Annotated in this window: 27 protein-coding genes and 1 other RNA gene; 16 read left to right on the top strand and 12 right to left on the bottom strand. The window is 50.5% G+C overall.

Translation table 11 applies throughout. The features are described from left to right. The first annotated feature begins 31 nt into the window (after positions 1-31). From L384_RS20500 to L384_RS20520, 5 genes are all read left to right on the top strand, one after another. Positions 32-775, top strand: a complete 744-nt coding sequence (locus L384_RS20500) for a hypothetical protein (protein WP_023323622.1) — start codon at positions 32-34, stop codon at positions 773-775. A gap of 2 nt (positions 776-777) precedes the next feature. Then, positions 778-996 (top strand): ogr/Delta-like zinc finger family protein, encoded by a 219-nt coding sequence (locus L384_RS20505; RefSeq protein ID WP_023323621.1) that lies wholly within the window; start codon positions 778-780, stop codon positions 994-996. A gap of 28 nt (positions 997-1,024) precedes the next feature. Next, a complete protein-coding gene (locus L384_RS20510; protein ID WP_023323620.1) occupies positions 1,025-1,588 on the top strand; it encodes a phage polarity suppression protein in 564 nt (187 codons plus the stop codon). A gap of 300 nt (positions 1,589-1,888) precedes the next feature. Next, positions 1,889-2,836 carry a HamA C-terminal domain-containing protein gene (locus L384_RS20515; RefSeq protein WP_023323619.1) on the top strand — a complete coding sequence of 316 codons (948 nt, stop codon included), beginning with the start codon at positions 1,889-1,891 and terminating at the stop codon, positions 2,834-2,836. Between the two features lie 22 nt (positions 2,837-2,858). After that, a complete protein-coding gene (locus L384_RS20520) occupies positions 2,859-5,516 on the top strand; it encodes a DEAD/DEAH box helicase (protein WP_023323618.1) in 2,658 nt (885 codons plus the stop codon). A gap of 12 nt (positions 5,517-5,528) precedes the next feature. Here L384_RS20520 and L384_RS20525 read toward each other — a convergent pair whose 3' ends face one another. From L384_RS20525 to smpB, 3 genes are all read right to left on the bottom strand, one after another. Then, positions 5,529-6,722 (bottom strand): integrase domain-containing protein, encoded by a 1,194-nt coding sequence (locus tag L384_RS20525; protein WP_023323617.1) that lies wholly within the window; start codon positions 6,720-6,722, stop codon positions 5,529-5,531. A 183-nt stretch (positions 6,723-6,905) separates the two neighbouring features. Beyond that, positions 6,906-7,269, bottom strand: a transfer-messenger RNA (tmRNA) gene (gene ssrA, locus L384_RS21595). Positions 7,270-7,358: 89 nt separating this feature from the next. After that, a complete protein-coding gene (smpB, locus tag L384_RS20530) occupies positions 7,359-7,841 on the bottom strand; it encodes an SsrA-binding protein SmpB (protein WP_003863115.1) in 483 nt (160 codons plus the stop codon). 156 nt (positions 7,842-7,997) lie between these two features. On the opposite strand from smpB, the gene L384_RS20535 reads away from it, so the two are divergent. Then, entirely contained in the window at positions 7,998-8,435 is a 438-nt protein-coding gene (locus L384_RS20535; protein ID WP_196344390.1) for a type II toxin-antitoxin system RatA family toxin, read from the top strand. Beyond that, positions 8,425-8,712: an RnfH family protein gene (locus tag L384_RS20540; RefSeq protein WP_003863119.1), complete on the top strand. Its 288-nt coding sequence runs from the start codon at positions 8,425-8,427 to the stop codon at positions 8,710-8,712. Before L384_RS20535 ends, L384_RS20540 begins: the two co-directional genes overlap by 11 nt. 61 nt (positions 8,713-8,773) lie before the next feature. Here the strand turns inward: L384_RS20540 and bamE are convergent, their stop codons facing one another. The 3 genes from bamE to nadK form a co-directional block, all read right to left on the bottom strand. Continuing rightward, on the bottom strand, positions 8,774-9,112 hold the full coding sequence (gene bamE / locus L384_RS20545; protein ID WP_003863121.1) for an outer membrane protein assembly factor BamE: 339 nt from the start codon (positions 9,110-9,112) through the stop codon (positions 8,774-8,776). Between the two features lie 138 nt (positions 9,113-9,250). Then, entirely contained in the window at positions 9,251-10,912 is a 1,662-nt protein-coding gene (gene recN / locus L384_RS20550) for a DNA repair protein RecN (protein ID WP_023323616.1), read from the bottom strand. A gap of 85 nt (positions 10,913-10,997) precedes the next feature. Beyond that, on the bottom strand, positions 10,998-11,876 hold the full coding sequence (gene nadK, locus L384_RS20555; RefSeq protein ID WP_003863124.1) for an NAD(+) kinase: 879 nt from the start codon (positions 11,874-11,876) through the stop codon (positions 10,998-11,000). A gap of 122 nt (positions 11,877-11,998) precedes the next feature. On the opposite strand from nadK, the gene grpE reads away from it, so the two are divergent. Next, entirely contained in the window at positions 11,999-12,592 is a 594-nt protein-coding gene (gene grpE / locus L384_RS20560; RefSeq protein WP_003863126.1) for a nucleotide exchange factor GrpE, read from the top strand. Positions 12,593-12,644: 52 nt separating this feature from the next. Here the strand turns inward: grpE and L384_RS20565 are convergent, their stop codons facing one another. Together L384_RS20565 and L384_RS20570 are read right to left on the bottom strand one after the other, a co-directional pair. Then, a complete protein-coding gene (locus L384_RS20565; protein WP_026094274.1) occupies positions 12,645-13,931 on the bottom strand; it encodes an HlyC/CorC family transporter in 1,287 nt (428 codons plus the stop codon). 19 nt (positions 13,932-13,950) lie between these two features. Beyond that, positions 13,951-14,742, bottom strand: coding sequence for a cytochrome C assembly family protein (locus tag L384_RS20570; protein ID WP_003863130.1), 792 nt, complete (start codon positions 14,740-14,742; stop codon positions 13,951-13,953). A gap of 166 nt (positions 14,743-14,908) precedes the next feature. Between L384_RS20570 and ffh the strand changes: the two genes are divergently transcribed. The 7 genes from ffh (at position 14,909) to L384_RS20605 (ending at position 20,326) form a co-directional block, all read left to right on the top strand. Further along, complete coding sequence (ffh, locus tag L384_RS20575) at positions 14,909-16,270, top strand: signal recognition particle protein (protein WP_003863132.1); 1,362 nt, start codon at positions 14,909-14,911, stop codon at positions 16,268-16,270. 116 nt (positions 16,271-16,386) lie between these two features. Next, positions 16,387-16,635, top strand: a complete 249-nt coding sequence (rpsP, locus tag L384_RS20580) for a 30S ribosomal protein S16 (RefSeq protein WP_003863133.1) — start codon at positions 16,387-16,389, stop codon at positions 16,633-16,635. Positions 16,636-16,650: 15 nt separating this feature from the next. After that, positions 16,651-17,190, top strand: coding sequence for a ribosome maturation factor RimM (rimM, locus tag L384_RS20585; protein WP_003863136.1), 540 nt, complete (start codon positions 16,651-16,653; stop codon positions 17,188-17,190). 31 nt (positions 17,191-17,221) lie between these two features. Next, positions 17,222-17,989: a tRNA (guanosine(37)-N1)-methyltransferase TrmD gene (gene trmD, locus L384_RS20590; RefSeq protein WP_003863138.1), complete on the top strand. Its 768-nt coding sequence runs from the start codon at positions 17,222-17,224 to the stop codon at positions 17,987-17,989. A 43-nt stretch (positions 17,990-18,032) separates the two neighbouring features. Further along, positions 18,033-18,380 (top strand): 50S ribosomal protein L19, encoded by a 348-nt coding sequence (gene rplS / locus L384_RS20595; RefSeq protein ID WP_002914145.1) that lies wholly within the window; start codon positions 18,033-18,035, stop codon positions 18,378-18,380. 132 nt (positions 18,381-18,512) lie between these two features. Beyond that, a complete protein-coding gene (locus tag L384_RS20600; protein WP_023323615.1) occupies positions 18,513-18,917 on the top strand; it encodes a DUF2946 domain-containing protein in 405 nt (134 codons plus the stop codon). Between the two features lie 38 nt (positions 18,918-18,955). Then, on the top strand, positions 18,956-20,326 hold the full coding sequence (locus L384_RS20605; protein WP_023314689.1) for a PepSY-associated TM helix domain-containing protein: 1,371 nt from the start codon (positions 18,956-18,958) through the stop codon (positions 20,324-20,326). 2 nt (positions 20,327-20,328) lie between these two features. Here the strand turns inward: L384_RS20605 and L384_RS20610 are convergent, their stop codons facing one another. From L384_RS20610 to L384_RS20625, 4 genes are all read right to left on the bottom strand, one after another. Further along, positions 20,329-20,814 carry an OmpA family protein gene (locus L384_RS20610; RefSeq protein ID WP_003863144.1) on the bottom strand — a complete coding sequence of 162 codons (486 nt, stop codon included), beginning with the start codon at positions 20,812-20,814 and terminating at the stop codon, positions 20,329-20,331. A 12-nt stretch (positions 20,815-20,826) separates the two neighbouring features. Next, the gene (gene dgcN, locus L384_RS20615; RefSeq protein WP_023323614.1) at positions 20,827-22,047 is read right to left on the bottom strand and encodes a diguanylate cyclase DgcN/YfiN; all 1,221 of its coding nucleotides are present in this window, start codon (positions 22,045-22,047) and stop codon (positions 20,827-20,829) included. Continuing rightward, the gene (locus tag L384_RS20620) at positions 22,040-22,576 is read right to left on the bottom strand and encodes a regulatory sequestration protein YfiR (RefSeq protein WP_023323613.1); all 537 of its coding nucleotides are present in this window, start codon (positions 22,574-22,576) and stop codon (positions 22,040-22,042) included. Before L384_RS20620 ends, dgcN begins: the two co-directional genes overlap by 8 nt. Before the next feature lie 153 nt (positions 22,577-22,729). Next, entirely contained in the window at positions 22,730-23,104 is a 375-nt protein-coding gene (locus L384_RS20625; protein ID WP_023323612.1) for a DUF2799 domain-containing protein, read from the bottom strand. 212 nt (positions 23,105-23,316) lie between these two features. Here L384_RS20625 and aroF point away from each other — a divergent pair, with 212 nt between their 5' ends. After that, entirely contained in the window at positions 23,317-24,387 is a 1,071-nt protein-coding gene (gene aroF, locus L384_RS20630) for a 3-deoxy-7-phosphoheptulonate synthase AroF (protein ID WP_006811632.1), read from the top strand. Positions 24,388-24,397 lie beyond the last annotated feature (10 nt).

The following is a 24,397-nucleotide window of genomic DNA, read 5'->3' as shown; positions in this document are numbered from 1 at the left end:
ATTTCAGGTTGAATAAACGGAGAGCCTGAAAATGAAACCCGAAACAGTCATTACCGCCCTGCAAGATGTTGCCGCCAGGCAGTCCGCAGAGAACAGCCAGCACATCACCGACAAGCTGAGCGCATTCACTGCGGCCAGAGACACCCACGCGGCCAGCATGCAGGTACTGAAAGAGATTAATAAGTCCATTGAACGCTGTAAGCAGGAGCGGCAGACCGCCCTCGATGAGAGCGCAGAAGCGGAGCAGGACTGGCGCAGCCGCTTTCGCACCCTGCGCGGCAGTCTCACCCCTGAAATGAAAGCTGAGCACAGCAGGCGTATCGCCAGTCGCGAGCTGGCCGACGAGTTCACCGGCCTGATTGCGGAGCTGGAGACTGACCGGACACGCGCCATGCTGAATGCCTGCTCCACCGGCAATAAATACCTTTCAGCGCATGAAGATGCCTTTACCGCTTACGCCGGTGCGGAATGGGCTCAGGCTGTCAATTCGGTTCCTGTCGCCCTCATCCGCGCTTTCCTGCTGCGCATTCGTGCCCTCGAAATGAAGGGGGAGAGCGCCCCGCAGTCCGTGGTCATCAGTGAGCTGCGCGATGCGCTGAGCCGTCAGGGCAGCCTGTATCACTTCGATATGAAGCAGGAGCCGGTGTTGTCCGTGACGGGCATGCACCGGCCGCAGATTACTGACGTTGATACGGAGCTGTTACGCAGCCCTGCGAAGAGAATGATGCTCGCCAGAAAGCTGGCTGAGAATGGCGAGACAAAAGCAGAGGAGTAAGCATGTTTCACTGTCCGTTCTGCAAAACCAGCGCGCATTCCCGCACCAGCCGGTATCTGTCCGATAACGTCAAACAGCGCTATCACCAGTGCATGAACATCGAGTGCTCGGCCACGTTCCGCACGCTTGAATCCATCGACGGGGTTATTCGTTCACCGGTGACAGAGCCGGTTATCCCGCTACCCGCACCGGCGGCCACCGTTAACCGTGCCGGTGCGTAAGCACGGCCAGTCATCAGGAGAAACATACGTGACCACACTGACGCTACAGAAAGCCTTTGAGGCCTGTCAGGCAAATAAATCCGCCTGGCTGCAACGCAGGGAAGAACTGACGCAGGCCGAACAGGCATACCGCGAACAGCTTGCCGGCAGCGGCCACAGCGGCCGGAGCCTGCAAACGCTGCGTGAGATTATCGACGTGAAAAAATGGGAAATTAATCAGGCTGCCGGTCGCTACATCCGCTCACATGAGGAGGTGCAGCGCATCAGCATCCGCGACCGATTAAATGATTTTATGCAGGCGCACGGCGCGGAGTTGGCCGCCGCCCTTGCCCCTGAACTGATGAATTATTCCGGGCAACATTCCGCCGTTCAGCGCTGCGCTATGCAGCACTCACTCGATTATCTGCGCGAGGCGCTACAGCTCTGGCTGGCCGCCGGTGAAAAAATTAATTATTCGGCGCAGGACAATGACATTTTAACGGCCATCGGATTCAGGCCTGATGCGGCTTCGCGAGATGATAATCGTGAAAAATTCACGCCTGCACAGAACCTGAATTACACCCGCCGCCGTGCAGAACTGGTCGTGCAATAGCCCGCTTGAAAATCCCCGAAAATCCCGCCATTTTTACGTATATAAGCCATGCATGCATAGGTGCATGGTGTTGCATGCATTTTAACGACACTGAATCCCCCGCCAGCGCCAGCACTGGCGCGCTCTGAGGCCGTTCATGCACCTGCATTAAAAACGCCCCCTTAAGCGGGCAGGCGTGGCGGGGAGAGCATTGCGCGCGAAGTAATGATACTGAATCAAAGCTGGTTAAATGATCAGCTATGGGCTTAGCGTGTTTTGATAGAGAATGAGACTACTCTGAATAAAATTGACTGACTTATCATGGACAGTGTAGAAAAGCTCAAATCGATAAACTGGAAAGAGTTGATTACGAACAATCACAAATGGATTGAATCAAGGTTGGTTAATCACCCTTGTGAGAGTCAAGCTAAGATAGTTTCAAGGATTTTTACCATCCCATTCAGCGGAGTTATACAAGAGCATCATCACTTAGTTGAGTCTATGGCTGATGCTATTGAACACTACGTTTTTGATAAAGAAGCTCTTGCTAAAATGAAAGCGGATGGCGTTACCCCTTTTAGAAAAGCTGCACAGTTTTTTGGGGATACTAATCCAGTCAAGGATGGTAAGTACGGGGAGTTGCTCCTTTATATCCTATCTGAGGCTATACTTAATACACCGATGGTCTCACATAAAATCACTAATTTAACTAACTTAAACGATCAGGTTAAGGGTGGTGATGGTGTTTTCTTCGGTGTGTATAGAGAAAATCTTTCAATTTTAATTGGTGAGTCGAAAATATATAAGAGTTTTAGTGGCGCGCTGGAAAGCGCATTTGACTCTCTTGACAGATTTACAAAAAGTTATACTAGTGGTGCACTTGGTCATGAACTTTTCATGGCAAGAACTAATATATCAAGTAATTTTGATTTTGAAACTATGGAGTTAATTTATAAAGCATTTACTCCTGGTGATGATATTTACTCTGAGTGTGTTAAAACACACCCCGTTCTGCTTATATTTGAAGATGCAGAAATTAAGAGCATAGAGGAAAAAGCAATAAACAAGGCGGAGGCCGAAAGACTGTTTGATGCATGGCTTACTAAAAAAAAGGAAGCGATAAAGTCAGACATCGATGCAAAGTTAATCAAATACCCTAACGTTAAACCTTGCTTCTTAGACTTTTTCCTAATACCTATGACAGATGTTGGTGAGTTCAAAAAGTCGTTGTATAGAGCTATCCACGGAATAGATTACAAAGAAAATTAATAAAATATCTTTTGGAGTTGCTATGGCTAAAAGTACTGCTACAACAGCATTAAATCATCAAGACTTTACAAGCGTTTTTAATTTATTGATTGAGCATTTGTTTTTGAAAAATAGAGGTAAGGAAGAAAAATATAAAATATCTGATGAAATGATTAGGAGAGCAACTTGGCTTGCATCACTTGGATCATCAGGCAACGAAACCGATAAAAATATTGCAAGTGCATTCGGTACATTGCTCTATTTATACGACACAAGTAATGATCTATATCTCAAAGCTTGTTATATTCTGCAATCTAGAGCTGGTAATATAGTCTCTGCTAAGCATTTAGAAGGTCTTTTTAGTCAAGGGAATATTATTAAACACTTTAGTTCATCATTGGATTTTGAACTCACAAGTCAAAAGTTTCTTCTTGAAAAAAGAGTTTCTGACAATAATTATATTTATTTTACTCATTTTCAAAGAAGTCTGTGGGACAAACTAGAACGCGGTGAAAACGTTGCAGTATCTGCACCAACATCGGCCGGTAAATCATTTGTAATTAAAAGGTATATTTACGATAGTGTTATATCTGCAAATGATGGTTACTTCGTTTACGTTGTACCCTCAAAGGCGCTGATAAACCAAGTCGGCAATGAAATGTCTAGAGAGTTAAAAGACATAGCTACAGTGATGACAACCTATAAGGATTCAGAAAATGATGATTTAAAAATAGTATATGTTCTCACGCCTGAAAGATGTATGCGATTGTTAAATGAGAATGGTAAAAAAGCACCTAAAATAGTTTTTTTTGATGAAATACAAAATTTAGAGGATAAAAGTAGGGGTAATGTTTTTGAGAATGTTATCTATAGAATGACAAGCTTATGGCAGTCAACTCAATTTATTATGGCTGGCCCATACATAATAAATTTACATCATTCACTCAATAAAATTATTGACCTTAATCTAGTTGAGCAAACAACTTCTACAACCCCGGTTTTGCAGTTAAAAGTTGTGCTTACAGTACATAAAAATAAGAAAACCGTTAATTATAAATTAATAAGCCCGGTTGGGGATGCGGTGTTAGGTGAGTACGATATAGGTAAGGCATTGTATAGTAAATTATCTTCATCAAAGGGTGCAGCATTAAAGCATATCACTTCTATTCTAGATGCTGATGAACAAAATATAATATACGCACCTAAGAAGAATTTGGCTGAGGGATGGGCGCTGGCAATTGCTCAAACTAACAATGAAGATTCGGAGCTAGATGAAGATAATACTGATTTAGTGTATGATTCAAGAATAGATAGTTTGTGTTCATTTTTAGAAAATGAGATACATCCTCTGTATTCTCTTGTTAGATGCCTTAAGAAAGGGGTTGCATTTCATCATGGTGGCTTATTGGATGTGGCAAGGCTCGAGGTAGAGGATCTTTTCGCTGATGGTGCGATTAGGAATTTGGTGTGCACCTCAACTTTACTACAGGGCGTAAATCTTCCTGCTGATAGAATGATTGTAATATCCCCAAAGATTGGTGACTATGAGTTATCTCATTTTGATTTTTTAAATCTTATTGGCCGTGCAGGTAGGATTAGTACATCTTTATATGGTGAGATTTTTTGCATTCAGCTTGTTGATGAAGAGTGGGCTGAAGATAAGATTGAGTCGAATGAAACAAAGGAGATACAATCTTCAGTTTTAAGAAAGCTCAATGAATATGGTGAGTCAGTTGTAAGTTACATTGATGTCTACACTAAAGATATTGTTGATACTCAAGGAGAGCTTCATGCTGTCAATCTTGCCTCCTATCTGCGAGGCCAGTTTTTAGTAGATAGAGAGCATTATGAGAAAATAATAAGCAACTCCAATCTTACTCTTAATCAAATTAGAGTGATGACGAATAGATTGGAAGCGTTGGAAGATATTTTAAATGTACCGAAGGATATAATATATAAAAATCCTTTCATCGATCCCCTCTTGATTGATCAGCTTTATTTTTTGGTTGAAAGCGAAGGTGTCAATAAATGGATGATTGATAAATATCCTAGAGTTAAATCTGGAGTGGCAGATCCCAATGCTGAATTTCAGCATATGAATTATTATAACCAATATAAAAGCATAATTTTACGGCTGAATGATATTTTTGAGATAGAGAAAGAGATTAATTATAAAGAAGATGGTGTGTCAAGAAAGTCAAGTCATTTCGTTTCTATCTTTAAGTTAGTAAACGACTCACATAAGTGGATGCAAGGTAGAAATTATAGGTTTTTTATAGATGACATGATTACTAAGAAATTAATAAATAAAGGCATTCCAGTTGATTATAAGAAGGTTGACGGGATTACCAATTTTGTAACTACACACATCAATACTAATTTGACATTCATTTTGGTTAAATATCTCTCGCTTTGGGCTGACGTAGTAAGCTCATTTATGTCTGAGGAAGAGCGTACGTTGAATGCATTTTTCCTCAATCTCTCATCTATGTTAGAAATGGGTAATTATGATCCTCAGGTTTTAGAGGTGATGGCTTATGGAATAAATAGAAGTACTGCAATTGAATTATTGAAAAAACAAAAAATAAACAATGAGCAAACCACTTGGCAATATTTACTGCAATATAATTTGGATAAGCTTTCACCATTGCATAGGAAATATTTGCAAAGAGCGGGCTTTGGGTCTTCAAAGCCTGCATAATGATATTGTAATTTACTTTGCTTTATCGATGAGGTCTCCCCACCAGGCAAGTAAATCTTGCCTTTGTGGGAGATAAATAGAGCGATTATAAGCTCTTCGAACTTCATCTTTATCGCTATGAGCTAAAGCCGCTTCGATAACATCCGCATTGAAACCGGCTTCATTCATAGCCGTACTTGCGATAGAGCGCAGACCATGAGCAACAAGTTTTCCACCATAACCTATACGTTTCAAAGCGGCATTAGCTGTTTGGCTATTCATAGCTTGCTTTGAATCATTCCTGCTCGGGAAAACATATTCTCGGTGAGCACTGATAGGCTTCATCACTTCCAGAATCTCTAATGCCTGAGGAGATAGAGGTACAATGTGTTCACGTTTCGCCTTCATCCGTTCTGCTGGGATCGTCCAGAGTTTGGCATTGAGGTCGATTTCTTCCCAACGAGCGCCAGAAGCCTCAGATGGGCGCACCAGCGTCAGGAGTTGCCATTCAATTAGACAGCGGGTAGAAACTGAGAGATTCGACATCACCAAAGAGCGCATGAGTTTTGGCAATTCTTCTGGTCGAAGCGTCGGCATGTTCTGCTTTTTCGGTTTCTCGAATGCCATCCCAACACCCGATGCTGGATTTGCATCGATAAGACCAGTGTTAACTGCGTAGATCATGATTTCGTTAATACGTTGCACAAGGCGGCGAACCGTCTCTAATGCACCACGCGCTTTGATTGGCTCCAATGCTTCAACAATTGTTCTGGCCTTAATCTCCTGAACAGGTATCGCGCCTATTGCGGGGAACACGTCCTTATCTAAAGAGCGCCAAATATCTTTCGCATAGTCTTCAGTGACGCTTTTTCTCTTCATTTTGAACCAGTTGGCGGCCACAGTTGAGAAAATGCTATCTAGCTCAATCTGACGCTGTTCTGATGCCTGCTCTTGTTGCTGTTGCGGATCCATACCTTGTGCGAGCGCGGTTAAGTGCTGATCGCGTATCTGACGAGCGGCTGCGAGAGTAAGAGCAGGGTATGAGCCGAGACTCAAATTGGTTCGGCTGCCACTGACCGGACGTTGATAGCGGAAGCGCCAGAGTTTTTTACCGGTGGTTTTGACGAGCAAGAACAGGCCGTCACCATCATGAAGAGTGAAGTCTTTTTCCCTAGATTTGGCTTTAAGGATTTCGTTGTTAGTGAGGGGGCGTGTGATGCGCGCCATGCCTAGATCCCTTCCATAATTGGTACACGTTTAATGGACCACAGTATAGCGTGTACCTAAACGTGTACCAATTTTCTCTGGATTTAGCCGGATATTCTCGGACAACGACAGACACAAAAAAGCCCACAGGGCTTGTGCCATGCGGGCTTTATGTACTTCACCGGACGTATCCGGATCATGATTTGGTGGAGCTGGCGGGAGTTGAACCCGCGTCCGAAATTTCTACATCCTCGGTACTACATGCTTAGTTTGTCTTTACATTCGCACGCCAGCTGCGGACAGACACGCCACTAACGAACTAGCCTGATTAGTTTTAACGCTTCAACCCCAGGCAGGGTTTCCACGCGATCTCTTTTGGGTTTGACCTCTCTTTGATCCCCGTCTTAAGAGCGGAAGCTAGGGAGAGAGGGCTCTTAGCAGGTTATTAAGCTGCTAAAGCGTAGTTTTCGTCGTTTGCGACTATTTTTTTGCGGCTTTTAACGAGGCAAACCGCCCCTCGGCATGCACCTTGGGTTTCGCAAATCCCGTCGAATCCAGAATCAGCCCCAATAGTGTTGAACTCAGTATACCAGATTTCACTTCCTCGACACCAGCCCGAAACGCTAACTTATTGAATAGTACAATAAGTGCGCAGAATCAACGTCCTGCGTTTTTCATGATACGTGCTTTGTCGAGCTGCCACTCGCGTGCTTTCAGGTCAGTACGCTTGTCGTGCTGTTTCTTACCTTTCGCCACGCCGATTTTCACTTTGCACCAGGCGTTTTTCCAGTACAAAGAGAGTGCCACCACGGTGAAGCCTTCACGGTTGATGCGTCCGTAGAGGGATTCCAGTTCGCGCTTGTTCAGCAGCAGCTTACGGGTGCGGGTAGGATCGCAAACGTAATGTGAAGAGGCGACGGTCAGCGGCGTAAAGTTCGCGCCGAACAGGAAGGCCTCACCGTCTTTCAGGATCACGTAGCTGTCGCCGATATTGGCTTTCCCGGCACGCAGCGATTTTACTTCCCAGCCCTGCAACGCAAGGCCGGCCTCGAATTCTTCTTCGATGAAATACTCGTGGCGAGCACGCTTGTTAAGCGCAATGGTCGCCGAACCAGGTTTATGTGCTTTTTTCTTCGTCATAAGTGTCGTAAAGCCGTCGGTAATCTGATGTTAAAAAGTCACCTCATTGCGTCCTGTGAGGTCTAACGCGCTATATTAGCACGAGATAAGGCTTAGCGTTTTTTTAACAGGTGATAAATGTTATTATTTGTCTGTTGTGTGACCATGGAAAATGCTATGCCTCAGATTAGCCGTACTGCGCTTGTTCCCTACAGCGCGGAACAAATGTATCAGTTAGTGAACGACGTTCAGTCCTATCCGGAATTTATTCCAGGATGCACCGGTAGCCGGGTGCTGGAATCTGGCCCGACGCAGATGACTGCGGCCGTGGATGTCTCCAAAGCGGGGATCAGCAAAACGTTCACCACGCGCAATATCCTGACGAGCAATCAGAGTATATTGATGCATCTGGTGGATGGTCCGTTTAAAAAACTGATGGGAGGGTGGAAGTTTACGCCACTGAGCGCTGACGCCTGCCGCATTGAGTTTCATCTGGATTTTGAATTTACCAATAAGCTGATCGAACTGGCGTTTGGCCGAATCTTTAAAGAGCTGGCCTCGAATATGGTTCAGGCGTTCACCACGCGCGCCAAAGAGGTTTACAGTGTCGCATAAGATTGCTGTTGAGGTGGTGTATGCGCTGCCGGAGAAGCAGTATTTGCAGCGCGTGACGCTTGAAGAGGGCGCCACCGTTGAGGCGGCTATCCGGGCCTCCGGCATCCTTGAACTTCGCCGTGATATTGACCTGGCGAAGAATAAAGTCGGCATTTATAGCCGTCCGGTTAAACTCGGTGATGTGCTGAAAGAGGGCGACAGGGTTGAAATCTATCGTCCGTTGATTGCCGACCCGAAAGAGTTGCGCCGTCAGCGAGCAGAGAAATCCGGTAAGTAGCCAAATAAATGTACACAAAAAAGGTGCTCATTGAGCACCTTTTTGCGTTGCTGACGCCTGATTATTTGGTCAGGGCAGGCTTGTTGTCGATGTTGGTCAGCACGCCGGCACTGCTGAAGGTCAGCGTCAGGGTTTGCTGGGTTACATCTTCATGACCAGGCTGCTGGCGGAATACATAGAACCAGGTGTTTGTGCCGAAGGGATCGGACATCATCGGGGTTCCCAGGGCATAAGCGACCTGCTGTTGTGTCATACCCACGCGGATTTTGGACACATCGTTAGGGGTAAGGTAGTTCCCCTGGTTGATGTCAGGACGGTAAACCACTTTCTCCAGAGTGGAACAGCCTGCGGTCAACATCAGAAGAACCGCTGCGGCAGCGGTCAGCGTTTTACAGCGCATAGTGATTTGATTCCTTTTCGGGCCCGAGCAGTACGCGGCTCATATGTAATATGCCGATGATAATAGACCTTGCCCCACTTTGAAACCGGTCTGGCGGCGTTTTTGTTGTTCTGTATGACCCTGAGATCCCGAAAAAGTTTATGCCGCCAGCAGTTCTTTCGCATTCGCGAGGGTATTGCGAGTGACTTCACTGCCGCCGAGCAAGCGTGCCAGCTCCTGCAAGCGTGAGCGTTTATCCAGCGGCTTCATGTGCGTTTCCGTCATTTCACCATCGGTTTCCTTGCTGACGATAAAGTGGTGATGACCACATCCGGCGACCTGCGGCAGGTGAGTCACACACATGACCTGCGTCGATTCACCCAACTGACGCAGCAGTTTGCCGACAACGGCCGCGGTCGGGCCGCTGATACCCACATCCACTTCATCGAAAATCAACGCCGGGGTTTCCATTTTACGGGCGGTAATCACCTGAATGGCCAGGGCGATACGCGACAGTTCACCACCGGAAGCCACTTTCGAAATTGCCTGCAAAGGCTGGCCCGGGTTGGTGGTGACGCGGAATTCTACGCGGTCTGCGCCTTCCGCCGTCAGGTGATTCTCTTCAAAGCGAACATCTATGGTGAACACCCCATGCGGCATCGCCAGCGTATGCATGCTGTCGGTAATGTGCTGGCTAAGCTCCTGCGCATAGTGTTGCCGCACGTCGTGCAGCCGTTTCGCCGTTTCCAGCGCCTGCTGATGATGCAGATTAACCGCCAGAGACAAGGTTTCAAGGGAATCGGCCTGATCGTCCAACTGCTGCTGTTCCTCCAGCAGAGACTGATAGTAATTCGGCAGCTCTTCCGGGGTAACGTGATGCTTACGCGCCAGTGAAATCTGACGGGAGATGCGTTGCTCAAGCTCGAACAGACGGTTCGGATCGAGATCCAGACGTTCACAGTAGTGGCGCAGCTCATCCCCGGCTTCTGAAATCTGAATCGCGGCCTCTTCCAGCATTTCCAGTACGCCAGAAAGCTTATTGTCCATGCCGGTCAGTTCGGTCACAAGCTGACGCACGTTGTACAGCTGGCTCTGCAAATTCACGTCTTCGCCATCCGCCAGCATGTTAAGGGCAGTCTGGCTGGTGGAGAGCAGCTGACCGCTGTTGGCCAGACGCTTGTACTCTTCGTCGATTTGCTCAAATTCACCCGTCTGCGGGTTAAATTCGTTCAGCTCTTTCAACTGATATTCCAGCAGCTCGGCGCGCGCGGTACGCTCCTGGCTTTGCTGCTGATGCTGCGCAAGTTCGCGGCAGCTTTGATGCCACTGACGATAGTGCTCCGCCATGAGTTGAGTAAGCGCGTACTCACCTGCGTAGCCATCAAGCAGGGCTTTCTGTTGTTCGGGTTTGATTAACTGCTGGTGCGCATGCTGACCATGGATCTGGATGAGCAGCTGGCCCAGCTCGCGAAGCTGGGAGAGGGGAACCGCTGTACCATTGATAAAACCGCGGGAGCGGCCATCGCTGCTGATGACGCGGCGAAGTAAACACTCACGTCCGTCTTCGAGCTGGTTTGCTTCCAGCCAGCGCAGGGCGGCAGGTGTGTCTTTTAACGAGAAGCGGGCGCAGAGATCGGCACGGGCGGCGCCTGTGCGCACCATATCCCCCTCTGCACGACCACCGAGGCACAAGCCGAGGGCATCAATGGCAATGGATTTACCTGCACCGGTTTCACCGGTAATCGCCGTCATTCCGCTATGGAAGTCGATCTCAAGCTCACGAACAATGGCAAAGTTGCTGATGGTCAGTTGTGCCAGCATAATTGTTTTCCTGTATGAAAAACCATAACTGTGTTTGTATACAGTATAAACTGGTTTTATATACAGTAAAGTGCTGGATGCAAAATCAGAACAATTTTTTTGACCAGCCGAGCTTGGAGCTTAATGTGTTGAAATAGCTGTAATCTTTTGGGTGAATGAGGTTCAGGTGGTAATCGCAGCGGCGAATGAGGACATCTTCACCTTCCTGAATGGGGAGCGCAATCTGACTGTCGCAGCTGATCTCCAGATCGCTGCGGCGATGAGAAAAACGCAGGCGGATGGTGCTGTCGCCGTTGATCACCAGCGGACGCGCCGAGAGCGTATGCGGGAACATCGGCACCAGGGTAATGGCATCCAGCGATGGCGTAAGGATTGGACCTCCGGCTGAAAGCGAGTAGGCGGTGGACCCCGTCGGGGTTGAAATAATCAGCCCGTCAGACCGCTGCGAGAAAGCGAAGATTTCGTCGATATAGACTTCGAATTCGATCATGTGCGCCACTTTACCGGGGTGGAGAACCACCTCGTTAATGGCGGTGCTGATGCGCTTCTGGCAGTCCTGCTGACACACCTGGGCTTCCAGCAAAAACCGTTTTTCACTGATATAGTGGCCTTCCAGCACGTCCGCCAGCTGCTGCTGCGCATTGTCCGGGTCGAGGTCGGTCAGGAAACCGAGATTGCCACGGTTAACACCTATAACCTTAATATCATAGCGAGCCAGCGTTCGCGCCGCGCCCAGCATATTGCCGTCGCCACCGACCACCACGGCGAGATCCGCCTGCTGGCCAATTTCCGCCAGCGTGCCGGTTCTGACGCTTTTAAGCTGCAACTCCTGGGCAATCTGCTGCTCGACCATCACTTCATAGCCTTTACCACACAGCCAGCGATACAACATTTCATGTGTCGTCAATGCGGTAGGGTGACGCGGATGGCCGACGATCCCAATACACCTGAAATGATTATTCATTTTCTGGAGGTCCTTGTGCCTGATGAATGATGACAATCTGCCTTGTTCCCTTGAATCCAGGAAACTGATCCCCATAATAAGCGAAGTTAGCGAGATGAATGCAGAAAAACGCGGAGAAATTCATGAGTAGTAAAGAACAGAAAACGCCTGAGGGGCAAGCCCCTGAAGAAATTATCACGGAACAGCACGATGAAGTTGAGGCAGTAGAGCCAGACACGTCTGCTGAGCAGGTGGACCCGCGCGATGAAAAAATTGCCAACCTGGAAGCTCAGTTGGTAGAAGCGCAGAATCGCGAACGCGATGGCGTACTGCGTATCAAAGCGGAAATGGAAAACCTGCGCCGTCGTACCGAGCTGGACGTTGAAAAGGCGCACAAATTTGCGCTGGAGAAATTCGTCAACGAACTGCTTCCGGTGATCGACAGCCTGGATCGCGCGCTGGAAGTGGCGGATAAAGCTAACCCGGATAACGCGGCGATGATTGAAGGCATTGAGCTGACGCTGAAATCCATGCTGGATGTGGTGCGTAAGTTCGGTGTTGAAGTGATTGCCGATACGGATGTACCGCTGGATCCAAACGTTCACCAGGCCATTGCGATGGTGGAATCCGAAGACGTTGCCGCGGGTAACGTGCTGGGCGTGATGCAGAAAGGGTATACCCTGAACGGCCGTACTATTCGCGCTGCGATGGTGACCGTGGCGAAAGCGAAAGCGTAATTTGCCGACCCGTAGTGCCGGGTGGCGGCTTCGCCTCACCCGGCCTACAACATTACTCGGCGATACTTTCGCGTAAAGGTTTAACGGGCAGGACCTTAACCTGCTTAATCATGTTGTCCTGAACGTCCAGAATATCAATATCATACTGCTCAATACGCACGCGCGTGCCTGCCGCCGGGATCTCTTCCAGCGCTTCCAGGATCATTCCGTTCATCGTCCGCGCTTCGTCTTCCGGCAAATGCCAGTTGAACGCTTTATTGATTTCACGAATGTTGGCGCTGCCGTCGATAAGCACTGACCCGTCATTTTGCGGGGTGACTTCTTCCGCAAGGGAAGGCGACATCGAGGTGGTAAAGTCCCCGACAATCTCTTCCAGAATATCTTCGACCGTCACCAGCCCCTGTATATCGCCGTATTCATCCACCACCAGGCCGACTTTCTTCTTGTTGCGCTGGAACTTCACCAGCTGCGTGCTGAGTGGGGTGCCTTCCGGCACGTAGTAAATTTCGTCGGCGGCGCGCAGCATTACCTCTTTGGTGAACTCGTTTTTCTCAGTCATCAGGCGATAGGCCTCGCGCACGCGCAGCATGCTGATGGCATCGTCGAGAGAATCGCGATAGAGGACGATACGCCCGTGCGGGGAGTGCGTCAGCTGGCGGACAATGGCCTTCCAGTCGTCGTTGATATCAATCCCGACGATTTCATTGCGCGGCACCATGATGTCGTCAACGCTGACCTTTTCCAGATCCAGCACCGACAGGAGCATGTCCTGATTGCGGCGGGAGATCTGCGAGCGGGATTCGTTCACTATGGTACGCAGTTCGTCTTTGCTGAGCGCGCTACTGATGGTGACGTCTGCCTTTATACCGACCATGCGCATCAGCACCCGTGTCACCATATTCAGCAGCCAGACCAGCGGCATCATCAGAATAAGCAGCGGTGCTAACAGGAAGCTGCTCGGGTAGGCGACTTTTTCCGGGTAAAGCGCCGCGATGGTTTTGGGCAACACTTCCGCAAACACCAGTACCACAAACGTGAGCACACCTGTGGCAATCGCCACGCCTGCGTTGCCGTACAGACGCATCCCGACGATGGTGCCCAGTGCAGAGGCGAGAATATTGACCAGGTTGTTACCGATAAGCACCAGGCTAATCAGACGGTCCGGCTTACGCAGAAGCTTTTCGACACGACGCGCGGCACGGTTACCCTGCTTGGCGCGATGACGTAACCGGTAGCGGTTCAGCGTCATCATGCCGGTTTCAGAGCCAGAGAAATAAGCGGAGATGACCACCATGATGACCAGAATGACGATCAGCGTGGTGGTAGAGATGTGTTCCAGGGGGAACTCCTTTTGTTACTTAGCCAGCAAATTGCTGTATGAAGCGGCTACCAAAATAGGCAAGCGTGAGAATGCCCGCACCCGCTACGTTGAACCAGACCACGCGACGACCGCGCCAGCCTTCATGATAATGGCCCCATAACAGGACAATATAGACAAACCACGCGATGATGGAGAGCACCGCTTTATCGATATTCTCCACGCTGAACAGGTTCTTCATGTAAAACAGCCCGGTGCAGAGCGTGAGCGTCAGCAGCACCACGCCGACCTGGGTGATGTGGAACATCTTACGCTCAATCACCATCAGCGGCGGCATTTCGTGGTTAAACGCCAGCTTTTTATTTTTCAGCTGGTAGTCAATCCAGGCGAGCTGCATGGCGTAAAGGGCGGCGATGATCAGCGTCGCGTAGGCAAAGAGCGACAGGCCGATATGCACCAGCATCCCCGGCGTGGCTTCCAGGTGAGTAATAAACTCATTGGGCATGAACGTGGCTAACGCCAGATTGATCAGCGCAAAGGCGTAGACTATCGGCAGCAGCAGCCAGCCACGGTTTTTAGACGCGACAATGGTCATGACCGTACAGATCATCAGGCTGACCAGCGAGCCGACGTTCAGTACGCTCAGATTTTGCACGCTGCCGTCGCCGGGGATAATGCGTGATTCCAGCGCAAACGCGTGGCTAATCAGTGCGATCACTGCCGAAAGAATAGCCATGCGCCGCCAGCCGCTGTTTTTTTGCAGCAGGCCAGGAATGATCAGCGCGAGGCTGACAGAGTAGGCAACAAGGGCGATCAGTGCGAAAACAGGCATATAGGCGTCGACAGTTGTCTTAATAAGAAAGAGAAGCAGTATAACGTTACGTGACGCCTGCTCCAACCGTTGCATAACAACAAAGGCGCCTTCATGTTATACTCCGGCAAAATTCTGTGTATGTGTCGCCCAGGCGACCTAACGTTTCTACCCCAGGCGAGAGACAATGTTTGATAATTTAACCGATCGTTTGTCGCGCACGCTGCGCAACATCAGCGGCCGTGGACGCCTCACCGAAGAGAACATCAAGGAAACGCTGCGCGAAGTGCGCATGGCGCTGCTGGAAGCAGACGTCGCGTTGCCGGTCGTGCGTGACTTTATCAACCGCGTGAAAGAGAAAGCGGTTGGCCATGAAGTGAACAAGAGCCTGACTCCGGGTCAGGAGTTCGTCAAAATCGTCCGTAACGAGCTGGTTTCGGCGATGGGCGAAGAGAACCAGGTGCTTAACCTGGCGGCTCAGCCGCCAGCCGTCGTGCTGATGGCGGGTCTGCAAGGTGCGGGTAAAACCACCAGCGTCGGTAAGCTGGGGAAATTCCTGCGCGAAAAGCACAAGAAAAAGGTGCTGGTGGTGTCGGCGGACGTGTATCGCCCGGCGGCGATCAAACAGCTGGAAACGCTGGCCGAGCAGGTTGGCGTGGACTTCTTCCCGTCCGACGTGGCCCAGAAGCCTGTCGACATCGTTAACGCGGCGCTGAAAGAGGCGAAGCTGAAATTCTACGACGTGCTGCTGGTGGATACCGCCGGTCGACTGCACGTTGACGAAGCGATGATGGACGAAATCAAGCAGGTTCATGCCTCTATCAATCCAGTAGAGACCCTGTTTGTTGTTGACGCCATGACCGGTCAGGATGCGGCAAACACCGCAAAAGCGTTTAACGAAGCCCTGCCGTTAACCGGCGTGGTGCTGACCAAAGTCGACGGCGATGCCCGCGGCGGTGCGGCGCTGTCTATTCGTCATATTACCGGTAAGCCAATTAAGTTCCTCGGCGTGGGCGAGAAAACCGAAGCGCTGGAGCCGTTCCATCCGGATCGTATTGCCTCCCGTATCCTCGGCATGGGCGACGTGCTGTCGCTGATCGAAGATATTGAAAGCAAGGTTGACCGCGCCCAGGCGGAAAAACTCGCCAGCAAGCTGAAAAAAGGTGACGGTTTCGATCTGACCGACTTCCTTGAGCAGCTGCGTCAGATGAAAAACATGGGCGGCATGGCAAGCCTGATGGGCAAACTGCCAGGCATGGGCCAGATCCCGGACAACGTCAAATCCCAGATGGATGACAAAGTGCTGGTGCGTATGGAGGCCATCATCAACTCGATGACGCTGAAAGAGCGCGCGAAGCCAGAAATCATCAAAGGTTCCCGTAAACGCCGTATCGCTGCCGGTTGCGGCATGCAGGTGCAGGACGTAAACCGCCTTCTGAAACAGTTCGACGACATGCAGCGCATGATGAAGAAAATGAAGAAAGGCGGCATGGCGAAGATGATGCGCGGCATGAAAGGCATGATGCCGCCCGGTTTTCCTGGGCGATAATCGCTTTTGAGATTGCTTTTTGCCCGAAAATGAGTAAAATTTTCGGGCTTTTAATATGACACCCGGGCTCCGTTCCTCGATGGGGCCCGGTTGTTTTATTCACACAAGAGGATGTTATGGTAACTATTCGTTTAGCACGTCACGGCGCTAAAAAGCGTCCGTTCTACCAGGTTGTTGTGACTGACAGCCGTAATGCACGCAACGGTCGCTTCATCGAGCGCGTTGGTTTCTTCAACCCACTGGCCGCTGGCGCAGAAGAAGAAACCCGTCTGGATCTGGATCGTATCGCTCACTGGGTTGGCCAGGGCGCTACTGTTTCCGATCGCGTTGCTACGCTGATCAAAGCAGCAAACAAAGCAGCTTAATCTGTCACGGTGGTCATGATGAGCAATAAAGCACCTGTTGAACCGATCGTATTGGGAAAAATGGGTTCTTGCTACGGTATCCGTGGTTGGCTCAGAGTGTTTTCCTCCACTGAAGACGCTGATAGCATTTTTGATTACCAGCCCTGGTTTATCCAGAAAGCCGGTAAGTGGGAAGAGGTCGAGCTGGAAAGCTGGCGTCACCACAATCAGGACATCATCATCAAGCTGAAAGGCATTGACGATCGTGATGCCGCGAATGCGCTGACTAATTGTGAGATTGTCGTGGATTCGTCGCAGTTGCCGCAGCTGGAAGAGGGTGACTACTACTGGAAAGACCTTATGGGTTGCCAGGTAGTGACCACTGAAGGCTACAGCCTGGGGAAAGTCATCGACATGATGGAAACCGGGTCAAATGACGTTCTCGTCATTAAGGCAAACCTGAAAGATGCATTTGGCATCAAGGAGCGGTTGGTTCCGTTCCTCGATGGACAGGTTATCAAGAAAGTCGATCTCACTACTCAAACCATTGAAGTAGATTGGGATCCTGGTTTTTAAATTCTCCGGATAAACGGTAAAAGACGGCGCTATGTGGATTGGCATAATTAGCCTGTTTCCTGAAATGTTCCGCGCGATTACCGATTACGGGGTAACTGGCCGGGCAGTAAAGAATGGCCTGCTGAGCATCCAGAGCTGGAGTCCTCGTGACTTCACGCACGACCGGCACCGTACCGTGGACGATCGTCCTTACGGCGGCGGACCGGGGATGTTGATGATGGTGCAACCCTTACGGGACGCCATTCACACAGCAAAAGCCGCGGCAGGTGAAGGCGCGAAGGTGATTTATCTGTCACCTCAGGGACGCAAGCTTGATCAAGCGGGCGTGAGCGAACTGGCGACGAATCAAAAACTGATTCTGGTCTGTGGTCGCTACGAAGGAATAGATGAGCGCGTAATTCAAACCGAGATTGACGAAGAATGGTCTATCGGCGATTACGTTCTCAGCGGTGGTGAGTTACCGGCAATGACGCTGATTGACTCCGTCGCCCGGTTTATTCCGGGGGTTCTGGGCCATGAAGCTTCGGCAACGGAAGATTCCTTTGCCGATGGGTTGCTGGACTGTCCACACTATACTCGTCCTGAAGTGTTAGAAGGGATGGAAGTCCCGGCAGTGTTACTGTCTGGAAACCATGCCGAGATACGTCGCTGGCGTTTGAAGCAGTCGCTGGGCCGAACCTGGCTTAGAAGACCTGAACTTCTGGAAAACCTGGCTCTGACTGAAGAGCAAGCAAAGTTGCTGGCCGAGTTCAAAACTGAACACGCGCACCAGCAGCATGAACATGATGGGAAAGCGTAATACGCTCCCGAATATCAGTTTACCCAGGATAAGAGATTAAATTATGAGCAACATTATTAAGCAACTTGAACAAGAGCAGATGAAGCAGGACGTACCTTCCTTCCGTCCAGGTGACACCGTGGAAGTGAAAGTATGGGTTGTTGAAGGTTCCAAAAAACGTCTGCAGGCATTCGAGGGCGTGGTTATCGCTATTCGTAACCGCGGTCTGCACTCTGCATTCACTGTTCGTAAAATTTCCAACGGCGAAGGCGTTGAGCGTGTCTTCCAGACTCACTCTCCGGTAGTTGACAGCATTGCTGTTAAACGTCGTGGTGCTGTACGTAAAGCTAAACTGTACTACCTGCGTGAGCGTACTGGTAAGTCTGCTCGTATTAAAGAGCGTCTGAACTAAGATTCGCTTAAGCGACATCCTGTTAGAAAGGGCTGGCCGAAAGGCTGGCCCTTTTTTTATCTCATCGCACCTCTCGCGTTAACCCTTCCGTCATAAATCATTTACAATGTTCGCCTCTTGGGTGGAGGGTAAGTGGATAACGTACTGCATCAGCATAGCTGGAAACGCGCAGCGGCATTGACCGCGCTGTTTGCGATCCTGCTGATCGTCGTGGCGCCGCTGATCTCCGTCTCGCTGCAAAAAGATCCCATGAGCACCATGCCGGGCATGCACCACGACATGAGCATGATGTCGGTGGACGAGCATCATGGTGATATGACGCATTCTATGCCAGTTGACCATGCTGAAGCATGCGGCTACTGCGTGCTGTTAGCGCATGTGCCTGGCGTGATGCTGGCGCTTATCGTTCTGCTCAGCGTGGTGTTGCAGCGGCTGTGCGTGAAGCCGCCTCGTCAGGCGGTCAGCCACTGGCACTTCTTCCCCTGGCTTTACCCCGATACCCGCGCGCCGCCGCGTCGGTCTGCTTTCTCCCTTTAAAACAAAATCACTCACTTTTTGCCTTAAAAAGGAAAAGTATGACTACCTGCACTCCGCGCGCGGCATGGGGAAACCTGCTGCGTCGCCTCCATTTCTATATCGGGCTGTTTGTCGGTCCGTTTATCTTCTTCGCAGCGCTGACCGGTACGCTGTATGTCGCCACGCCGCAGCTTGAAAATGCGCTGTACCATTATGCACTCCACACGGATGCCGTTGGTGAGGCGCAGCCTCTTGCTGAACAAATTGCCGTGGCAGAAAAGGCCGTGGGTTCAGCGCTGCGTTTACATGCTGTTCGTCCGGGGCTGGAAGAGGGTGAAACGACCCGCGTGATGTTTGCCGACCCGGCGCTGGGTCCCTCCGAGCATCGGGCTATTTTTATTGATCCCGCCAGCCTTGAGGTTCGAGGGGATATGACTGTGTACGGCACCAGCGGGATTTTACCGCTGCGTCAGACTATCGATTATCTGCATACCTCGCTGATGCTGGGCAACATCGGACGCCTCTATAGCGAGTTAGCCGCCTCGTGGATGTGGGTTGCTGCCCTGGGCGGGATCGCGCTGTGGTTCTACACCCGACCGAAGCGCCGTATTAACAATCGTTTCCAGAATCGTCGTCGCCTGCATGTGATCTTAGGCTGGACGTTACTGACGGGAATGCTGCTGTTCTCAGTCACCGGGTTAACCTGGTCACAATGGGCCGGTGGCAACGTCGATAAGCTGCGTGCAGAGATGAACTGGCTGACGCCGCAGGTAAATACCACCCTTTCCGGTGCGCCGGAAATGAGGGATGAACACGCCGAACATCGTGGTCATCACGGGGGAATGACGATGCCTGAAATGCCTGTTGAACTGTCGCTTTTTGACAGCGTATTGCAGGCCGCCCGCCAGTCAGGAATTGATGCGAAAAAGGTTGAGATCCGCCCGGCAAGCAGGGACGACCAGGCCTGGACGGTGACGGAAATCGATCGCCGCTGGCCGACGCAGGTTGATGCCGTTGCCGTGGATCCCCACTCACTGAAGGTGCTGGACAGCACTCGCTTCGGGGATTTCCCGCTGATGGCTAAACTCACCCGCTGGGGCGTGGATTTCCATATGGGGATCCTGTTTGGTCTGGCAAATCAGCTGCTGCTCATCGCGTTTGGCGTTGCGCTGTGCGTGTTGATTATCTGGGGATACCGGATGTGGTGGATGCGTCGCCCTGCAACGTCAGCCGCGAACCCGGTACAGACGCTCTGTCAAAGCTGGCTGGCATTGCCGCTGTGGGGAAGGGGAGTGACGTTCCTGATAAGCCTCCTGCTGGGGCTGGCGTTGCCAGTAATGGGCGTCAGTCTGGTGGTCTTTATTGTGATTGACTGGCTGCGCTGGCGAGCGGTTTCAGGCGTGTCGCTCGCCGGAACATCCGTTAAATAGCCTTAAGGCGTGCTGATGACTACCGCAACCCGGCGGTTTTCAGCGCGCCCCTGTGCAGTGCGGTTGCTGCTGACAGGGTATTTTTTGCCTAAGCCCCGCGTGGTGAGGTTGCTGCGCGGGATGTTCGCGCCCTTCGCCCAGGCATCCGCCACAACATTGGCACGTTTTAACGAAAGCGCTTCGTTGTAGCTCTCTTCGCCATAGTTATCCGTATGGCCATCCATCCGGGCGTGGTTCAGGCCGGTTGCCGCCAGGCGTGAGGCCATAGTCTGGATCTGCGTTTCACTTTCCGGGCGCAGCCTGGCGTCATTTTTATCAAACAGGATCTTATCTGACAGGCCCAGAGACCAGTCGCCATTCAGTTCGTTAAAGCCATAGGATTTCATGGCCGCGATTTGCTCTGGCGTGAATTTCCCTTCAGGGGATGACTGGCATCCGGACATTGCCAGTGATGCCAGTAACAACGGCGCAAAATATCGCTTTAACATATCGTCTTCCTTTCAGGATATTGTTTTCGAACGCTGGTTTTTGACCAGATACATATTGCGATCGGCTTGCTCCAGTAAGGCCTCAACGGAGGCATTTTCCCATGCCAGAGCAAAGCCAATGCTGAGTGACATTGATGCTGTGTGCCCGTTATGCAGATCAAACGGACGGATAAATTGCTGCGACAGCGCAGCGCAAATATATTCGACCTCACGCGCGGTGTGGACGCCGTAAAGGATCATGGCAAATTCGTCGCCGCCAAGACGGTAAGACTGATGACGTTTTTCGCCAAATTCGACCATCCTTTTTGCGGCTTCGATCAGAACGCAGTCACCCGCGGCATGACCCCAGGTGTCATTGATAAACTTGAAGTTATCACCGTCCAGAAATAGCAGGGCGGAATTGGTTTTTGCCGAAGCGTCATTCATTAATGCTGCAATGTTGTTGCGAAACGCGGCGCGGTTTGCAAGCCCCGTGAGCGGATCGTGCATGGCGGTACGCAACAGTTGAGCGTTTTTCGCCTGTAGTTTGAGCTGCCACTCTTCCATTTCATCCAGCAGGCTGTTGAAGTCTTCTCCAAACTGGTGGAACTCTTCAATGCGGCCTTCCGTTACCCGGCGAGAAAAGTTGCGGTTGGTGCGAACGTCATGCACAACGTCAGTGATGTTTTGCATTTCAACAACCATGCCATGATGTAGCGAGCGGGTGATGGTCAATGCGACGGCAGAAGCAAAAAGAATGCACCCGGTGAGGACTGCAAACGAGAGCCAGATAAAGTGGCTAATCAGGCTGTCGCGTGCGGTCAGACGAATTTCGCCAATCACATTGCCGTTATGTATGATGGGCTGTGCGACAGGAACAGGGAACAGCCACCGGTTGACCAGCGCGCCCAGCGTGTCGGTATTATCCGCCGGGTTCCACGACCACCAGGCAAACCGTTTATGATGTGCATTAAGCACTTCCGCCACGGCAAACTGCCCCTGCTTGCCGAGGGTCGCCAGCGTTTCATTTGCTGCCATGGCATCGTTGAACACCAGAGAGGCTTCAAGGCTGTGGCTCATGGTGGCGCCGGTAAGTTCGAGGTTTTTTTGCGCGTATTGCTTTAATGTCACCACGGAAGCGAAACACAGCAGCAACCATATAAACGTCATCGTTATAATGACGCTTATCATGCTGATTCGCCGCAACGTTCTTTTAAACGTCGGACGCGGTGTTGGTACGACTTCCTTATTCATGCTTCTTATTCCGTGCGAGCATTAATACATCCGGATTGACTCTTACGCCACTGCGCGCCAGCGCATCCAGATTTACGGAAAACCTGACCTGGTTGTGCTCTATTATCAGACAAAATGCGCTGCCAATAACGCATTCAGGATTTTGTTCTGACATTAATAGCAACGCCTGGTCCTGATATTGATTTATTATTTCCTGTTGTTTTGCTGGCGACTCGCTCCCGAAATAGAGGGCATCGCACCTTGCTGTGAGTGCTTCCCGATCGCTATGCACAATGACAGGACTATAGGGCAACGGGTTGTGTTCATCTTCACTGCTGAGCGCCTGTCTGTAATGGGAAGAGGCATAAATACAGAGCTTAGGCTGGCCAGACAGTGCTGGCCATCGGGTGTAGCTCACAATACCAGAAACAATCGAACGTACTGATTTATCCGTTTCAGTGAACGAGCCTGCCTTTGCAGGGGCCACTAAAATGAACAGCATTAGCGCCAGGGGGAGTCGGAGCAAAGCGATCAAGATTGCATTTCTCATCAGAATCCGCCAAACCGCCCCGGAAATAGATGTCCTTAAGAATTGTCGGCAGAATACCATTGTTTATCAAAGCCGTCATTATGTCAGAAATATCCCTGTTTTGACCTAAGCTAAATCTTACAGTGAGCTATATTCAATGGAATTCAGGCAGGCTCAATTCAGCCTGCTGGAACGCATACTTTCATCCATTCCTTGTTGCCAGGATTCATACAGTTTTACTGCATTTTCAGTTGTATCGCAGCTGGCAGGAAATGATTTTCCCGCTAATCCCCAGGCGTGAATAAAGCCCTCTTCGCATATTTTTTTCTGTCCGTCAGCGTAGCCACGAAGATATTCCCCTCGATCAACCTGGGGGTCATTAAAACTATCGGCCAGCGCCTGGTTATCTTTAACCGGAACACCATTCATAGCGTCTTCTTTACCGGCAGTGAACCAGTCCGGGCTGGTCCAGCCAGGCTGAAAAGCATAAGGATTGATCTGGCAACCCGACAAAATCAGCGACAATAACATGAGAGTAATTGAACGCATGGCTATTCTCCTTTTTGTGAGCATAGCCTGGCTTACAAGTGTGCGTGTGTAATTTTAAATTTACGGTTTTAGGCCATTAATTTTGCAATTAAAGGGCTTCTGTAAAGTAATGTGTACGTATTTTGGATTGAAATCTTTACTTGATGTGATATCGTTGTGTCACCTCTTCGAGGAAAACCACTATCGCAAACGAGTTTGACAGGATCGCAATCATGCAAAAAGACGCGCTGAACAACGTACATATCACTGACGAACAGGTGTTAATCACCCCGGATCAACTGAAGGCGGAATTCCCGCTGAGCGTCGCGCAGGAAGCTCAGATTGAGCACTCGCGCCAGACCATTTCTGACATTATCGCAGGCCGCGATCCGCGCCTGCTGGTGGTATGTGGTCCTTGCTCCATTCACGATCCTGAAACCGCCATTGAGTACGCTCGTCGATTTAAAGCATTAGCGGAGGAGGTCAGCGATAGCCTCTATCTGGTGATGCGCGTCTATTTTGAAAAGCCACGTACTACGGTTGGCTGGAAAGGGTTGATTAACGATCCGCACATGGATGGCTCGTTTGATGTGGAAGCGGGCCTGAAGATTGCGCGTCGCCTGCTGGTGGAGCTGGTCAGCATGGGGCTGCCGCTGGCAACCGAAGCGCTGGATCCGAACAGCCCGCAGTACCTCGGCGATCTGTTTAGCTGGTCTGCGATTGGGGCGCGCACCACCGAGTCGCAAACCCACCGCGAGATGGCGTCTGGCCTGTCTATGCCGGTTGGTTTTAAAAACGGTACCGACGGCAGCCTGGCTACGGCGATTAACGCCATGCGCGCCGCCGCTATGCCCCATCGTTTTGTCGGGATCAACCAGGCGGGCCAGGTATGCCTGCTGCAAACTCAGGGCAACCCGGACGGGCATGTGATCCTGCGCGGCGGTAAAGCGCCAAACTACAGCCCGGCGGATGTCGCGCAGTGTGAAAAAGAGATGGAACAGGCGGGACTGCGTCCGGCGCTGATGGTAGATTGCAGTCATGGTAATTCGAATAAAGATTACCGTCGCCAGCCTGCGGTTGCAGAATCTGTGATTGCACAGATTAAAGATGGTAACCGTTCAATTATCGGCCTGATGATTGAAAGTAATATTCATGAAGGCAATCAGTCATCGGAACAGCCGCGTAGCGCGATGAAGCCCGGCGTCTCCGTCACGGATGCTTGCATCAGCTGGGAAACCACTGATGCGCTACTGCGTGAGATCCACAAAGATTTGAACGGCCAGCTGGCGACGCGTCTGGCATAAGAGGATAGTT

It is taken from the genome of Enterobacter sp. MGH 38, assembly GCF_000492855.1.
Taxonomy (GTDB): domain Bacteria; phylum Pseudomonadota; class Gammaproteobacteria; order Enterobacterales; family Enterobacteriaceae; genus Enterobacter; species Enterobacter hormaechei_C.
This window is presented reverse-complemented; position numbering and strand designations above follow the sequence as displayed.